The organism is Micromonospora sp. DT47, from assembly GCF_049844475.1.
In the GTDB taxonomy this organism is placed as follows: domain Bacteria; phylum Actinomycetota; class Actinomycetes; order Mycobacteriales; family Micromonosporaceae; genus Micromonospora.
Map to the genome: position 1 here is coordinate 53514 of NZ_JBNCLC010000028.1, position 15483 is coordinate 68996.

Genomic DNA, 15483 nt, shown 5'->3' on the forward strand with positions numbered 1-15483 from the left:
GGGTCTCCTCGGTCAGGACGGGTGAGCGGTGGTGGGGGAAGCCGTCGGGTGTTCCGACGACCGTCGTCCGAGGTGGACGGTGTGTTCCTCGCGGGCGGAGCGGCGGGCCGCGGCGGCGACGGTCACCGCCGTCGCGCCCTCGGTGACACCGGCGACGGGCCGGTCGCCGGTACGGACGCAGCGCACCAGGTCGTGCATGGCGGCCCGCACGCTCTCGGCGTAGACGTAGGGTTTGGCGGCCTCGCCGCCGAGGTCGACGATGATCCGGCAGCGATGCGGCAGCCGGCGCTCGTGGCCCCGCTCCCGGGCGTGTGCCGGGCCGGCGTGCCGGCGTGCCGCCACCTTGACGGCGGCTCGGTCACTCAACCTGTGGCCATCGACGGCGAGCAGCTCCCCGACCCGGGCCGGCAGGCTCTCGACTAGCGCGGCTCCGGCGTCGTCGGTCCAGAGGTCGACGGTGGCGTGCACCGGGATCCAGCCGGTCACCCGGGCCTCGGCGGTGCCGAAGTCGATCCGCATCAGTTGCCGCTCACAGCGGTGGGCGTGGCTGAAGCCGTGCGCAAAGGTCGCCACCGCGCCGTCCGGGTATCGGGTGGTGGCGACCGCCAGGTCGACCAGGTCGCTGCCGGGGCGATGGCCGAGCATGCCCTGCACCGACTCGGGGGTCGAGCCGACCAGGGCGTCGGCCGCGTCGAAGAAGTGCACGCCGTGCTCGACGAAGATCCCGCCGCTGACCCGCTCGTCCCAGAACCAGTGCTCCGGGCCGAGGTCCTCGTCGCTGGCGTCGTTCTCGAAGGCGAGCCGCCGGACCGGGCCGAGCAGCGGGTCGGGCGGCGGGCCGGACGGGGAACCGGGCGGCGTGCCGAACCTCGGGTCACGCAGCCGGGCCAGCGCCCGTAGCACGGGGTTGTAGCGCAGCACGTGGTCGACCACCAGGACACGACCGGTGGCGGCGACCGCGTCCCGGACGGCGATGGCGTCGTCCTCGCCGGTGGCCAGGGGTTTCTCGGAGAAGACATGCCGGCCGGCGCGCAGCGCCGCGAGGGTGGTCTCCGCGTGGCCGGCCGGCGGGGTGGCGACCACCACGACGTCCACGTCGTCGGCGGCGACCAGCGCCTGCCAGTCCGGCACCGCCCGGGCGGCCAGCGTCCTGGCCAGCTGCCCGGCCCGGTCGGTGTCCGGGTCGGCGACCATGGTCACCGTCACGTCCGGCAGGTCACGCAGGGCGCCGGTGAGGAAGGTGGCGAAGCCGCCGGCCCCGACGACGCCGAGGCGCAGCGCGGCCGGGCCGGTCACCGGGCCCGCCCCGTCGCGGCAGCCGCCTTGGTCGTGGGCACCGGCCCGGTCACGATGGCCGGCCGGGCCCGGCCGCGCCGCTCACCGGACACGGTCCAGCCGGGCGACGCCGATCTTGGCGTCGGCCATCCCGTAGAAGACGTACCGGATCCCGTCGATCTCCTCGATCGCGGTCGGGAAGACCACGTTCGGCACGGCGCCGAAGCGCTCGTCCTCGGTCTCGGGCATCAGGATCGGCTCGGCGGTGCGGGCCAGCACCCGGCCCGGGTTGGAAGGGTCGAGCAGTATCGCCCCGGCCGCGTACTCGACCTTCTGAGTGCTGGGGTCGAAGGCGTCGGGAATGTGGCCGGTCACCCCGTGGTGGATGAGCAGCCAGCCCTCCTCCACCCGGACCGGTGGCGGGCCGGCGCCGATCTTCAACTCCTCGTAGGGGAACTCGGACAGGGCGACGCAGCGGTGGTCGCGGAGCCGGACCAGGGCGGTGATGTCGGAGTGCACCTCTTCCGCGGGGACGTAGGAGATCCAGATGCCGGGCCGCTCGTCGGTGATCCCGGCCGGCAGGTGCACCCCCTCACCGGGACGGAACCAGCCCAGGTCCCACATCGGCCGGTGCAGCATGGCGTAGCAGGGGCGGCCGTCCGGGCCGGGCACCGGCTCGGGGAAGAAGACCGCGTCCTTGTTCGGGAAGAGGTTCAGGTCGGTGTCCAGGTCCGGTTGGTACGCGAACTGCACTGGGCCGAGCCGGCGCCAGGTGCGCAGGTCGGTGGAGACGGCCAGGGCCAGGCGCGGGCCGAGTGGCCCGTAGGCGACGTACGTCATCAGGTGGGTGCCGAGGCCCGGCACCCAGGTGGTGCGCGGATCCTCTACCCCGGCGTTGTTCAGCCCGCGCTCCCACCCCTCGTCGGGGGCGAGGACGACGCCGCGCCGAATCACCCCGGCCGGTACCCCGTCGTGGAACTCGACCTCGGCGAGCCCGACCCGGGAGACGTTCCCCTCGGCGACCAGCCGGGGCAGCAGGTGCAGCTTCCCGTCCGGGGTACGTCCGCTGGCCGGGTTGAACACCCCCTCGGCCTCCAGCGGCTCCCCCGCTTCGGGCGCCATGACTACGCCGAGTCGGGTGAGGGTGTACGGGACGACGGTGGAGACAGTCAACGGTTCAACCCTTTACGCCAGATCCGATGTTGGTGGAGGTGAAGTGCCTTTGGAAGGCGACGAAGAGCGCCACGGCCGGGGCGGCGAGGACACAGGCGCCGGCGAGGATCGCGCCGTACGGGTTGGCGGCGCGCGCGGCGACGTTGCTCAGGTAGTTGGCGAGCGAGACAGCCAGCGGCTGCATGTCGGTCTGTTTGGTGATCAGGAACGGCCAGAGGAACTCGTTCCACGGGCCGATGAAGGTCAGCAGCACCACGGTGAGCAGTGCCGGACGGACCAGGGGCAGCGCGACCGACCAGAGGATGCGAAGTTCGCTCGCGCCGTCCACGCGGGCGGCGGCGAAGAGGTCGGCCGGCAGTTGCAGGAAGAACTGCCGGAAGACGAAGACCGCCGTGGTGTTGATCGCGTACGGCAGGATCATGCCGAGGTAGGAGTCGGCCAGCCCGTAGCCGCGCACGATCAGCACGTAGAGCGGGATCAGCAGGAGCTGGAACGGCACCACCTGGACCAGCAGCACCAGGCCGAAGAGCGCGCCCCGGCCCCGGAAGCTGAGCTGCGCCAGCGCGTAGCCGGCGAGTACGCCGAAGACGACCGTGCCGAGGATGACCCCGCCGGTGAAGATCCCGGAGTTGGCCAGGGATCGGAGCAGGTTGATCTCGGCGTTGATCTCCCGGTAGTTGTCCAGGGTGAGGCCGCCGGTAGGGAAAGCTCCGGCCGGGGAGGTGTCCGGTTCGGCCTGCAACGACCCGATGAACATGTAGTAGAACGGGAAGAGGAAGGCGAGGGCGAAGGCGACCAGGGCGGTAGTGCGCAGCACCTGTCGGAGGGTGCCGGGGCGACGGCGGGCCACGGGCGCGGACGCTCCGGGTGCGGGTGTGGGTGTAGGTGTGCCGAGGGTGCTGGTCGACATGTCAGGGCCTCTCCAGCAGTCGACGGTTGATCATCGATACGGTGACGACGCCAACGACGAGCAGCACACCGATCGCCGCCGCAACGTCCGGGGCGCCCTGCTCGATGCCGCGCTGGTACATCAGCAGCACCGGGGAGGTGGAGGCGCCGTTCGGGCCGCCGCCTCCGGTGAGCAGGTAGGGCTCGGTGAAGAGGTTCGCGCCGGTGATGGTCGCCAGGATCACCACCAGGGTGGTGGCGGGGCGGACCGCCGGTACCGTCACCGAGCGGAACCGCTGCCAGGCAGTCGCCCCGTCCACCGCCGCCGACTCGTACAGCTCCTTCGGGACGGTCTGCAACGCGGCGAGGTAGAGCAGGATGAAGAAGCCGAGCTGCTTCCAGGCCACGAAGACCGCGATGAGCGGCATCGCGAGCGTCTCGTTGACCAGCCAGGACGGGTCCGGGGCGAGCGGGCCGAGGACCCTGTTGACCAGGCCGTCCGAGCTGAACAGGAAGAGCCAGACCCCGACCACGGCGACGCTGGCGGTCACGTACGGCACGTAGTAGGCGACCCGCAGGAAGGTGCGCCCCCGGATGGCCCGGTTGAGCGCCACGGCGAGCGTGAGCGCCAGCACGGCGGTGAGCGGCACGTTGATCAGCAGGAAGACCAGAATGTTGCCGAACGCCTGCCGGACCCCCGGGTCGCCGATCACCGCCCGGTAGTTCTCCAGCCCAACGAAGGGACGCTCGACCTGGGCTCCCGGCGCGGCGAAGAAGTAGTCGTGGAAGCTAATCCAAACGGCGAACCCGAGCGGGTACGCGAAGACCAGCACGATGAACGCGGCGTAGGGCGCGATCAGGGCCAGCCCGACCGGGTGACGGCCGAGCAGGGCCGTCACCGGTCGGCGGCCGGGGTGCTGGTGCGTACCCCGGGTGAGGCGGGCGGTCATCGCTGGCCGGCTAGCCCGTCGACCTTCTGCGCGGCGTCGCCGAACGCGTCGGCCACCGGCCGCTTGCCGAAGATCACCGACTCGGAGTACGCATCCCGGAACGTCTGCCAGATGGTGATGGAGTTCGGCACGTTCGGTACCTCAGCGGTGCGCCCGGCCTGGTCGGCGAAGTCGCGGTAGGCGGGCTTCTGGGTGAAGAAGTCCGGGTAGGTGGCGGTCAGGTCGGTCCGCAGCGGCATCTGGCCGGTCGCCTTCAGCAGCGCGCCGTCCTGCTCCTGGCTGGTAGCGAACTTCAGCACCTCCCAGGCGGTGCCCCGCTTCTGGCAGGAGGAGTACATGGCGGCGTTTTTGGCGTCGCTGAAGGTCTTCGTCTCGGCGGCGGGCTTGCCGGCGGAGGTCGGGACCGGCTTCAGACCCCACTTGATCTTGTCGCCGTAGACGGCGACCGCCCACGGGCCGACGATCGCCATGGCGGCCTTGCCCTCACCAAAGGAGTCACCGTTGTACTGCTCCTTCGGGGCCAGCCCCTCGGCGTAGAGGGACTTCCAGAACTCGGCGACCCGCTGCCCCTCGGCCGAGTTGAGCTGCGCCTTGCCGTCCTCGACGAGCTGCTTCCCGCCGGTCTCGGCGATGAAGAGCGGGTAGAAGTCGAACCAGGACTGGAAGAACTGGCTGGTCGGCGAGGGGTAGATGGCCGCCTGCGCGGCACCGGAGGACTTGATCTTCCGACTGGTGTCAAGGAACTCCGCGTACGTGCCGAGCGGCGGGTTCTCCGGGTCGACACCGGCCTTCTGCATGATCGCCTTGTTGTAGACGATCATGACCGGGTTGGCCTTCCAGGGCATCTGGTAGTACTTGCCGTCCGGCGACTTGTACTGCTCGGCGGCCGAACCGGTCCGCTGTTCGATGTAGCCCTTGGCGCCCTCGAAGTCGTCCAGCGCGACCAGCCCGCCCTGCTTCTGGAACTGCGGCACGGCGGCCGGCGCGGTGTTGAAGATCAGGCAGGGGGCGTTCCCGGCGGTGATCGCGGCGCCGATGACCTCCTCGGAGGACTTGCCGGCCGGGATCTCCTGGGCGGTGATCTTCTGGTCGGCGTGCTGGCTGTTCCACGCCTCGACCATCGCCGTGCCCCAGGCCAGCTCCTCCTTGTTGTTGGAGAGCCAGATGGTGATCGGCCCCTTGGCCGAGGAGTCGGCCTCGGCGTCGGAGCCGCCGTCACTACAGGCTGCGGTGAGGCCGAGGGAGAGCACGAGCAACGCGGCGGGGACGGTCCGTTTCATGATGGGTCTCCGATCTCGACCGCCGTGACGATCGACCGGCCGGGCCGGCGCGACGGCCGGCCGGCTGGTCACGGCGATTGGTGTGGTGTGGGCGGTGGGGCGGTGGAGGCGCGGACGACGAGCTGCGCGGGGGCCATCTCGACGTCCGCGCCGCCGTCGCCGTCGATGAGGTCGAGCAGGGCACGGGCGGCGGCGCCGCCCCACCCGGACGGATCGGTCCGGACGCTGGTCAGCGCCGGGCTGATGTGGGCGGCCAGTTCGGTGTCGTCAAAGCCCGTGAGCGAGAGCCGGCCCGGGACGTCGAGGCCACGTTCCCGGGCCACGGCCATGCCGGCCATCGCCATCAGGTCGTTGGCGTAGATGATCGCGGTCGGCGGGTCGGCCAGGTCGAGCAGTTGGTGGGTGGCCTGGGCCCCGCCGGCCGCCGAGAAGTCGGAGGGCACGCAGGGCCCGGGCGGCAACCCGGCGGCCCGCAGCGCGTTCTCCCAGGCGTCCCGCCGGGCCCTCCCGTGCAGGAAGTGGTCCGGGCCGGCGACGTGCGCGACGTGCCGGTGCCCCAGCTCCACCAGATGGCGTACAGCGGCGGTGATCCCCGGCCGGTCGTCGACGAGCACCGCCGGGAACGGGCTGGCCACGTCGGGACGGCCGAGGGTGACGGCGGGCAGCCGCAGCTCCTCCAGCAGGGCGATCCGGGGATCGGCGATCCGCAGGTCGAGGAGGAAGACCCCGTCCACCCGCCCGTCGGCAGCCAGCCGCCGGTAGCCGCCCTCCTCCGCCCGCTGGCTGGTGACGACCTGGAGGACCAGCGCCTGGTTCCGCTCGACGAGGACCCGTTCCACACCGGCGATGAAGGCGGGGAAGAACGGGTCGGCGCCGAGCAGCTCCGGCGGGCGGGCAAGGACCAGGCCGACGGCGAACGCCCGGGAGGTGGAGAGGGCCCGGGCACGGTGGCTCGGGGTCCAGCCCATCGCCTTCGCCGCCGCCAGGATCCGCTGGCGGGTCCCCTCGGCCACCCCGGGCCGGCCGTTGAGGGCGAAGGAGACCGCTCCCTTGGAGACCCCGGCGGCACGGGCGACGTCGGTGATCGTCGGCCGACCTTGTCTGACCACCTCGACCTCCTTCCCGTACCAGTTAGGTCGTGGAGCGGACCACCGGTCGCTAAACCGGTTTGGAGAATGCTAGACCGGTTTAGTGAACGGAATCAATGGCTTGCTCCGATCAACTTGGTGACCATTGATGGCGCCGACCGCGGGTGGTGGGCGTGCCGCATCACGTTCGGCATGATCAAGACGAACTTGCTTGGCCGGTCGGAACGGGTGCGCCGGGGTGGCTACCCGTCGCAGGCCGCAGCGCGCCGGGCCCGCGAAGAGTGGCTCGCGTCGACCCGAGCGGACCGCACCGCCCGGCCAGGACACTGGAGCGGCGCTGCGGTACCCACCTGCGCCCCACCAAGGACGCTGCACTACCCGCGTGACGTCGAACGCGTCCTCACCCCCCGCCTCGGCTCGCTGTTTCCTGGCCGACCTCGACGCGCGCCGGCTACGGGCTCGCGCACCAACTCGCGTCGCGGGCCGCTTCGCGAAGCGGACTGACGAGAAGCAGGAGGCTGATCGAGAGGCAGGGCCAAGATCGATACCTGGCCGCTCAGCAGCAAGCACCCCGCGCGTGGCCGGAGCACAAACGCCTCGCCATCCCGGACGGACGCTAGCCGGCAAGACCGGAACCCCCACTGTCCGCCTGCAGGTCCATGGTCCAAGCTGCAGCTTCCGTGGTGGTAGGGGCCGCAGGCGTGTGGGTACCCGTACGCCTGCGGCCCTCCGTCTACTCACCGCAGCCGCCGTCAACGGACAGCCCGGCATGCCGATGATCCTGTGCGGGGGTCTCAGCGACGGACCGGACGCCGTCACTCCCGCATCTACCAAGGCCGGGGAGAATGGCGCCTCCACCCGCAGCCGTGAAGCCGCCATCGTGCCGGACCACGCACCGGTCGTCGCTCGCTTCGCCACTTTCTAGCGCCCGCCTCCAGCCAGCGCGGACTCCCCACGCCAGCTGTGCAGGGCGTGGACGTGTCCGGCCACGCCGGCACCCCCGACCCGCCCTCGCCCACTCGCCGATCGGTTAGAGGGGAGACGCGAGGGCCCCGAGCTCCCGGGCACGCAGCGCCATCAGCACATCGGCGCGCACGAGATCCGACGGGCCGGATACCCGCAGCGCCTCGGTGATCTGGCGCATGCGGTAGGTCACCGTGTTTTCGTGCACGCCGAGGGCTGCGGCGGTGGCCCGGGTGGACAGGCCGCACCGCAGGTAGGTCGCCAATGTCTCGATCAGCTGTGGCCGGGCGAGGATCGGGCCGAGCGCGCTGCGGATCACGTGCCGTGAGTCGAGCGGGTTCTCCAGCAGGAGCACGTCGGCCGCGACGGCGGCGAACTCGACGACGGCCGGGCCGGACGGGCGCCGGCGCCTGACTTCGACGGCGGCCATGGCCTCGCGGCACGAGCCGGCGACTTCCGCGAAGCGGGGGCGGGGTAGGCCGACGCCCACGACGAAGGCGTCGTGCTTCGATCGTTGCACGACGCGCCCGAGGATGTCCGTCAGCCCGGGTACCTCCGGCGTGACGATGACGACGATGTCTCCGCGCGATCCGACCACTGTCCGGCTGTGCAGCTTCGGTCTGATGGCGTCGAGCACCAGCCGCTGCGCCCGTGCCATGCGGTGGGGGTCGTCGTCACGGGCGACCCGTACGGCCAGGGCGCGATGCTCCTCCTGGACAGCGACCCCGACCAGCCGTGCCCGGTCCTCGATGACCACCGGGTCCAACGGCTCGGCACCGGTCAGCCGCGACACGATGTCGGTGGCGATCTGCTCCAGGTGCGCGGCCACCTCGATCCGGGTACGCCGGTAGGCGTCCGTCGAGGCGGCGGTCATCGCGTCGATCGCCGTCGCGAGGTGGCGTGCCACCTGGCGATGTTCCTCGGCCAGGAGCGGCGGACCGAAGGTCGCTATCCGGAAGAGGATCTCCCGCTCGGCTATGTGCCAGGAGGTCACGACGGCCTCGATCGGCACGCCCTGGACCGCGCGCCGCTCCCCTAGCTCCGCGGCGGTGGTCAGTTCCTCCTTCAGCGGGGTTCGCCGCTCGGCGACGGCGAGCAGCAGGGCTCGGATGTTCGGGGTGATGACGCCCGCCAGGTCGTCCAGCTCCATCCGGTCTTCGTCATAGCCGGGCAACTGCCGCCAAACACCGCCGACCAAGGCTCGAGCGATGTCGTTAACACGGTCGGAGAGAACCCGTGCTCTTTGTGTCACATCCACAAGAGCTCACCACCGATCTTCCGGTTATCCCACGTAGCGCTGGCGAAGACCTTAGGAAAGTATGTGGGGAATCCCTAACGACGACCAGTCTCGTCGAGCGCGATCCCCCCGTCGCCTGATGCCGGAGAGTGCGATGTCCGTCAAGGAACCACCAGTCCGTACGAATGAACGCAACATCGCTGAGACCATGGACGACCATGCTCTCGAACCCGTCCCCCGGTCCCGGCGCAAACCCCTCCTCCAGCTGATCGTGGTGCAGGTCGGCTGGAACATCAGCGTCAGCAGCTTCCTCGTCGGCGGAGTCATCGGCGCCGGCACCACGTTCGGCGAGGGCATGGCCGCCATCGCGTTCGGCAACCTGGTCCTCGCCGTCGTAGCCTCACTCATCGGCGTCATCGGGTTCCGCACCGGGCTGACGAGCTACCTCGCCTCGCGTGCCGTGTTCGGCAGCTTCGGCTCGGTGCTGGTCTCAATCGTGCTCGGCATCGTCGCCATGGGGTTCATCGGCGTACTGATGGACACGTGGGGCGGTGCGGTCAACCACCTGATCCCGGCGATCCCGAGGTCGGTGTTCGTCGTGGCCTTCGCGCTCGCGATCCTCACGACGGCGATCTTCGGCTTCAAGGGTCTGCACCGCTTCTCCGCGGTCGCGGTTCCGGTCCAGGTGGCGATCGGCGTCTTCGCGCTCGTACGCATCGGAAGCCTCGACGGTGGCTTCGGTGAAGTCTTCGCGGTGGCGCCGGCCGCGGCGATCGGGTTCCCGGCGGCGGTGAGTGCCGTCGTCGCGACATGGGTCACCGGAGCGGCGCTGGTGTCGGACGTGCAGCGCTACGCGTTGCGCGCGCGTGACGTGGTCATCTCCTGCTTCCTGAGCTTCGTTGTGGGCGTGGGCACCTTCGAGGTCATCGCGACCGTATCGGCCATGAAGGTCGGCCAGAGCAACTTCGTCATCGTGATGCAGGGCCTGGGCCTGCTCGCCCCCGCCGCGGTCCTGCTGTTCCTCGCGCTGTGGAACACCGCGGACAACAACATCTACTCCGCGTCCCTGGCCTTCACGTCGGCCTCCAACCTGATGAAGCTGAAGCTGACCAAGCCGGTCTGGACGGTCGTGGCGGTCGTGATCGCCGTCGGGATCGCGTTCCTCGGCCTCGCCGACCAGTTCAACAAGTTCCTCGGGGTCATCGGCGTCGTCGTGCCTCCGTTCGCCGGCCTGCTCATCGCCCACTTCTGGGTCGTGCAGCGGCACACGGACGCCGCACGGGTCCTGCAGGGCGTCCCCAGGGTTCGGTGGGAGGCGGTGGCCTGCTGGATCGCCGCTGCACTGATCGCCTGGTTCGGTGAGTTCCTCATGGTGAACGCCATCGAGGGGCTCGTCTCAGGATTCGTCCTCTACACCGTGGTCGGTCTGCTGTTGCGTCGCAGCCGCGTGAGCACCGTCGACACGGTGGAGGCGTGATGCGGTTCGGGCTGGGGGTGCCGACCGGCACCGAGGGGCTGATGTACACGGTGCCGTACGCCGACATCGACCAGGCTGTCGAGCTGGCCCGCGCGGCCGAGCGTCTGGGGTTCGATTCCATCTGGGGCAACGACCACGTGACCACTCAGCGGTACGTGCGCGCGGACTTCGACCAGCCGCCCCGCTACTACGACGTGTTCGCGTACCTCAGCTACGTCGCCGCGGTCACCCACCGCATCCGGCTGGGCACGGCCATCATGGTGCTCCCCTTCCGCCATCCGGTCGTGGCCGCCAAGCAGGCGGCGACGCTGGACCAGCTGTCACACGGGCGGGCGGTGCTCGGCGTCGGCATCGGCGCCTACCGCGAGGAGTTCGAGGCGATGCACCCGGCGACGAAGATCCACCGCGGGCAGCACGCGGAGGAAGCGATCTTGGCGCTGCAGCGGCTGTTCACCGAACGCAGTGCCAGCTTCCACGGCAAGTGGGTCGCGTTCGAGGACGTGGAGAGCTATCCGAAACCGTTCCGGGGCCACCTCCCCATGCTGTCGGGCGGCAACTCGCCGGGATCCCGCTCCCGGGCGGCGAGGTTGGCTGACGGCTGGTTGCCCGCCTGCCTGTCGGTCGGCGAGGTGCGATCCGGCCTGCGGCTGATCCGCGACGAGGCCGAGCAGCACGGTCGCGAGCTTCCCGGCAATTTCGAAGTGGCCCTGCAGGTGGGCGTGAGCGTTGCCGCGACCCGGGAGCAGGCCCGGCGCCGGTTCGAGTCCTCCCAGATCTTCCGTCACCTGCTGTCCTTGTCCAAGACCACGCTGAAGGATCAAGGTGTCGAGGACCTCGTCTCCCGTAACCTCATCGGCACTCCCCAGGACGTCGCGGAGCAGGTCGAGGCGTACCGGGAGGCCGGTGTGACGACGATGGCGGCACTGCTGTTCGCGGCCGATTCCGTCGAGGAGACCATCGACGCGATGGCGCAGTTCAGCGAAGATGTCATGGCACCGGCGGGAGTGGTGTCATGACGACGCTGGCGAGCGGACCGTCGGTGGCCGAGGCCGTGACCAGAGCGCTGCCGCAGGCCGAGCTCCCGCCGTGGCCGGACATCGACCCTCGTGTGCTCGCCCGGGAGCGGCTGGCGCGGTTGCGGGCCGGTCTGGCGGGTGCGCCCTACGATGCGCTCGTCCTGACCCAGCCGGAGAGCGTGCACTACGCGACCGGGTACCGCAGCGTGCCGGGCCAGGTGTTCCGCGCCCACCGGATCGCGGCCGTTGTCACGGGGGACGATCTCTGGCTGGTGTGCGCCGCCTCGGACGCGCCGGCCGCGGCTGACTGGGGCGTGCCGGTGGACCGGCTGGTGCCGTTCGGGCGGTTCTACGTCGAAGCGGGAATGGCCGTGACCGACGAGCGCGTCGAGATCTCCCGGATGGCCGACCGGCATTCCGACCTTCCCGCCGCGCTGCGGTCGGTGGTTGGTCGTCTTCCGCGTGGCATCCGGTTCGGGCTTGAGGAGGCGTCGGGTCATCCCGAGCTCGCCGAGGTGCTCGCCGGCGCTGACGACGCCACGGCTGTCGTCATGGCGGCCCGGGCTATCAAGCTTCCCGGCGAGGTCGCGATGCTGCGGTACGCCGCGCGGCTGTCGGAGTCGGCGGTGCGGGCGGCGCTGGCGACGGCGGTACCGGGTGTCACTGAGCGGGAGCTGGCGGCGGTGGTCGCCGGCGCGATGGTGGCCGGCGGTGGCGACCCCCGTTTCGTGGTCGCCACCACGGGCGAGCGGAGTGCCCTCGCCGACGCCATGCCCACCGACCGGCGGTGGCGGCCGGGTGAGGCGGCCCGCTTCGACGTCGGTTGCGTGGTCGAGGGCTACTGGTCGGACATCGGGCGCACGGCGGTGCTCGGTCAGCCCGACGAGCGCCAGCGGCGTGTATACGCCGCCGTGCACGCGGGCGAACAGGCGCAGCTCGAGCTGGCACGCCCGGGCGTCACCGCCGCGGAGCTGTTCCGCGCCGGGTTCGACGCGACCGGCGCCCGCGTAGGGAGCTACCGCCGGCAGCACTGCGGCCACGGCATCGGCCTGTCCATCTATGAGCCGCCGGTGATCGCCCCCGGCATCGATGTCGCACTTGAGGCGGGGATGACGTTCTGCTTCGAGACGCCGTACTACGAGCTGGGTTGGGGCGGCATGATGGTGGAGGACACCGTCGTGGTGACCGGGACTGGGATCGAGATGCTGTGCTCCGGCGACCGGGAGCTGGCCGTGGTGCCCGCATGAGCCGGTACAACGGGCAACTGGCCTGCGTGCGCTGCGACCGCCGCTATCCCGACCCCGCCGTCGCTCTGATCGGCGGCGGCTGCCCGCGGTGCGCCGGGGAGGGTGTCCCCGCCAACATCTTGCCGGTGTTCGACCTCACGGGGATGGACCATTTGCCGGTCGACCCCGCGCAGCCGGGCCTGTTCCGGTACCGCGCCATGCTCCCGCTCGCCGCCGGCACCCCGCCGGTCAGCCTCGGCGAGGGCGGCACGCCCGTCGTCAACCTCCCCGGCCTGGCCGAGCGGTCGGGGGTGCGGGCGGTGTTCGTGAAGGACGAGAGTCGCAACCCCACCTGGTCCTACAAGGACCGGTTGGCGGCGGTGGCGGTGAGTAAGGCCGTCGAGGTCGGTGCCGAGACCGTGGTGGTGGCCAGCACCGGCAACCACGGCGCGGCGGTCGCCGCCTATGCGGCCCGGGCGGGGCTGCGCTGCGTCGTGCTCACGCTGGCCTCGGTTCCGGCGACGATGAAGACCCTGATGCAGTCGTACGGGGCCGACGTCGTCGCGCTGCAGCGCCCGGCAGACCGGTGGTCACTCATGCGGGAGTTGGTCGCTACCCGGGGGTGGATGGCCATGTCCGGGTTCGCCGACCCGCCGGCCGGATCCAACTCGTACGGTGTCGACGGCTACAAAACGATCGCGTACGAACTGGTAGAGCAGCTTCCCCATCCGCCGGACGTGGTTGTCGTCCCGGTCGCCTACGGCGACGGGCTCGCCGGCATCGGGCGGGGGTTTGCGGACATCGCGGCGATCGGGATGATCGACCGCGTCCCGCGGCTGATCGCGGCCGAGCCGTTCGGCCCCCTGGCCGCCGCCCTCGCGTCGGGGGCGGCCGCCGCCGGGCCGGTTTCCGTGCGGCCGTCGGTGGCGTTCTCCACCGCCTCCGCGTTCGGCACCCAGCAGAGCCTCGCGGCCCTGCGCGCGAGCGACGGTACCGCGTACGGAACCTCCGACGACGATGAGATCATGGCGACCCAGCTGCAGCTCGCCCGGGAGGCCGGCGTGTACCTGGAGGCCTCGAGCGTGACGGCGGCCGTGGCGTTGGGCAAGGCGGCCGCCGCCGGCGTGGTGGGCGAACAGGATACCGTCGTGATCATCGGCACCTCGACGGGGCTGAAGGACGTGGCGGCGACGGCTGCCCGGCTGCCGGACGTCGCGGTGATCCCACCGTCGGTCGCTGCCCTGGATGACGCGCTCTCGGCGAGGAAGACGACGTGAGGCTGGCGTTTTCGATCTCCGGCCACCGCGACTCGGCCGGGGCAGTGCGGGCCGCCGTCGCCGCGGAGGCGGCGGGATTCGACGACGTGTGGTTGACCGAGGACTACCTGGAGCGCGGCGCGTTCGCGCTGGCCGGGGCGGTCGCGGCGACGACGTCGCGGGTCCGAGTCGGCATTGGGGTGGTGAACCCGTGGACGAGACATCCCGCGCTGACCGCGATGGAGTTCGCCACCCTGGACGAGATCAGCGGTGGACGCGCGGTGCTCGGAATGGGCGCGAGCAACGAGCACTGGATGTCCGACCAGCTCGGTATCCCGTTCCGGCGGCCGCTCGCCCGCACCCTGGAGGCGGTGGCTGTGCTGCGGCAGCTCCTCGCCGGCGCGCATGTGAGCTTCCACGGCGAGTTCTTCCGCGTCGACACCCGAATGTCCTTCACGCCGGTGCGCCCCGATCCGCCCATCGTGCTCGGCGTCAAGGGCCCCCAGGCCGTCGCACGCGGCGGCAAGCTGGCAGACGGCCTACTACTGTCCATCCTCGCCGGGCCGGAGTACGTGCGGTGGGTGCGCGAGCAGGTCGGCCCGGACCTGGAGCTGTCGGCGTACGTGGGGGTAGCGGTCGACGAGGACCCGGCGGCCGCGCGGGACCGGATCCGTCCCATGGTGGCGCGCTTTCTCGGCGTGCACGGCGACCACATCATCACGCGCTTGGCCGGCGTGGGACCAGACGTAGCGGGGAGTCTGCGGGAGGGCTGGCGTCGCGGTGTCCCGCGCACCGACCTCGTCACCGACGACCTGCTCGACGCGGTCGTGGCCGCCGGAACCGTGGCCGACGCGGCCCGGGCGTTCGACCGTCTGGAGGAGGCCGGGCTGGACGTCGCAGTGGTGCGGGACGACCCGGCCGTCGACCCGAACGAAACGCTGCGCGTGGCGGACGCGGTCGTACGGGCCCGGTAGCCCACGTCGCGCCTTGACTATCGCGGCCCACGGCGTGAACGTGCAGGTCATCTCGGATGCTGCCGCCCGCGTTCACCGCATCATCGACGCGCTGCGCAGCGCCGACGTGATGACCTTCGTGGACGAGGGCTACCGGGGAGCCGGCGGAAGCGTGCGCACGCCGTTCAAGCGTCACCGGTACCGGCCGAAGCTGTCCCACCGCCAGAGGGCTGTCAACCGTACGCAGTCCCGGATCCGCGCCCTCGGCGAACGAGCCATCGCCACGCTCAAGACCAGGAAGATCCTCACCAAGCTGCGTTGCTGCCCCCGCCGCGCGACCGCGATCATGCAGGCCATCCTCGTCCTGCACCGCGTCGAGACTCTTCGGTGTGAACCGGGACGCTGCACCGCCCCTGACCAGCCAAAACGTAGAGCCGCAGGTCGGGGCCAGTGCCGTTCAGAGCAGTTCAACGCTGCTGAGTGCAGTTGCGGGCCGTTCAGTGCACCCTGCTGCTCCCAATCTGCTCCCCCGTGCCGGCACATCTACGCGCTTGGCGTTCGGGGATCACCGCTGTCTGGGCACCGAAGTCAGGGCAGGTCGGGGTCCCGGTGCTCCGTCACGAGTCGCGTGGCCGTTTCGTCGTCGACGAGCGAGTTGTCGGCGAGCCATTCAACTGCCCGACGCTGGGCGCGGACATCGC

The 15483-nt window shown here is 70.9% G+C and carries 11 protein-coding genes and 1 pseudogene; 5 read left to right on the forward strand and 7 right to left on the reverse strand.

What is annotated here, in order from left to right:
* Positions 1 to 12: 12 nt before the first annotated feature.
* From ACLQ2U_RS28805 to ACLQ2U_RS28835, 7 genes are all read right to left on the reverse strand, one after another.
* Positions 13 to 1296 (reverse strand): Gfo/Idh/MocA family protein, encoded by a 1284-nt coding sequence (locus ACLQ2U_RS28805; RefSeq protein WP_425754040.1) that lies wholly within the window; start codon positions 1294 to 1296, stop codon positions 13 to 15.
* 81 nt (positions 1297 to 1377) lie between these two features.
* On the reverse strand, positions 1378 to 2448 hold the full coding sequence (locus ACLQ2U_RS28810; RefSeq protein ID WP_425754041.1) for a glycoside hydrolase family 130 protein: 1071 nt from the start codon (positions 2446 to 2448) through the stop codon (positions 1378 to 1380).
* Positions 2449 to 2452: 4 nt separating this feature from the next.
* On the reverse strand, positions 2453 to 3265 hold the full coding sequence (locus tag ACLQ2U_RS28815; RefSeq protein WP_425754042.1) for a carbohydrate ABC transporter permease: 813 nt from the start codon (positions 3263 to 3265) through the stop codon (positions 2453 to 2455).
* Positions 3266 to 3359: 94 nt separating this feature from the next.
* Positions 3360 to 4286 (reverse strand): carbohydrate ABC transporter permease, encoded by a 927-nt coding sequence (locus ACLQ2U_RS28820; RefSeq protein WP_425754043.1) that lies wholly within the window; start codon positions 4284 to 4286, stop codon positions 3360 to 3362.
* On the reverse strand, positions 4283 to 5566 hold the full coding sequence (locus ACLQ2U_RS28825; protein ID WP_425754044.1) for an extracellular solute-binding protein: 1284 nt from the start codon (positions 5564 to 5566) through the stop codon (positions 4283 to 4285). Before ACLQ2U_RS28825 ends, ACLQ2U_RS28820 begins: the two co-directional genes overlap by 4 nt.
* Before the next feature lie 68 nt (positions 5567 to 5634).
* Entirely contained in the window at positions 5635 to 6675 is a 1041-nt protein-coding gene (locus ACLQ2U_RS28830) for a LacI family DNA-binding transcriptional regulator (protein ID WP_425754045.1), read from the reverse strand.
* Positions 6676 to 7684: 1009 nt separating this feature from the next.
* Entirely contained in the window at positions 7685 to 8767 is a 1083-nt protein-coding gene (locus ACLQ2U_RS28835) for a PucR family transcriptional regulator (RefSeq protein ID WP_425754046.1), read from the reverse strand.
* 295 nt (positions 8768 to 9062) lie between these two features.
* Between ACLQ2U_RS28835 and ACLQ2U_RS28840 the strand changes: the two genes are divergently transcribed.
* From ACLQ2U_RS28840 to ACLQ2U_RS28860, 5 genes and pseudogenes are all read left to right on the forward strand, one after another.
* Positions 9063 to 10331 (forward strand): cytosine permease, encoded by a 1269-nt coding sequence (locus ACLQ2U_RS28840; protein WP_425754047.1) that lies wholly within the window; start codon positions 9063 to 9065, stop codon positions 10329 to 10331.
* Positions 10331 to 11347 (forward strand): LLM class flavin-dependent oxidoreductase, encoded by a 1017-nt coding sequence (locus tag ACLQ2U_RS28845; RefSeq protein ID WP_425754048.1) that lies wholly within the window; start codon positions 10331 to 10333, stop codon positions 11345 to 11347. The genes ACLQ2U_RS28840 and ACLQ2U_RS28845 overlap by 1 nt, the downstream gene beginning before the upstream one ends.
* The gene (locus tag ACLQ2U_RS28850; protein ID WP_425754049.1) at positions 11344 to 12594 is read left to right on the forward strand and encodes a M24 family metallopeptidase; all 1251 of its coding nucleotides are present in this window, start codon (positions 11344 to 11346) and stop codon (positions 12592 to 12594) included. Before ACLQ2U_RS28845 ends, ACLQ2U_RS28850 begins: the two co-directional genes overlap by 4 nt.
* The gene (locus ACLQ2U_RS28855; protein WP_425754050.1) at positions 12591 to 13850 is read left to right on the forward strand and encodes a threonine synthase; all 1260 of its coding nucleotides are present in this window, start codon (positions 12591 to 12593) and stop codon (positions 13848 to 13850) included. Before ACLQ2U_RS28850 ends, ACLQ2U_RS28855 begins: the two co-directional genes overlap by 4 nt.
* A gap of 86 nt (positions 13851 to 13936) precedes the next feature.
* Positions 13937 to 15170, forward strand: a pseudogene (locus tag ACLQ2U_RS28860) (LLM class flavin-dependent oxidoreductase); the annotation flags it as partial.
* Positions 15171 to 15483: the final 313 nt, after the last annotated feature.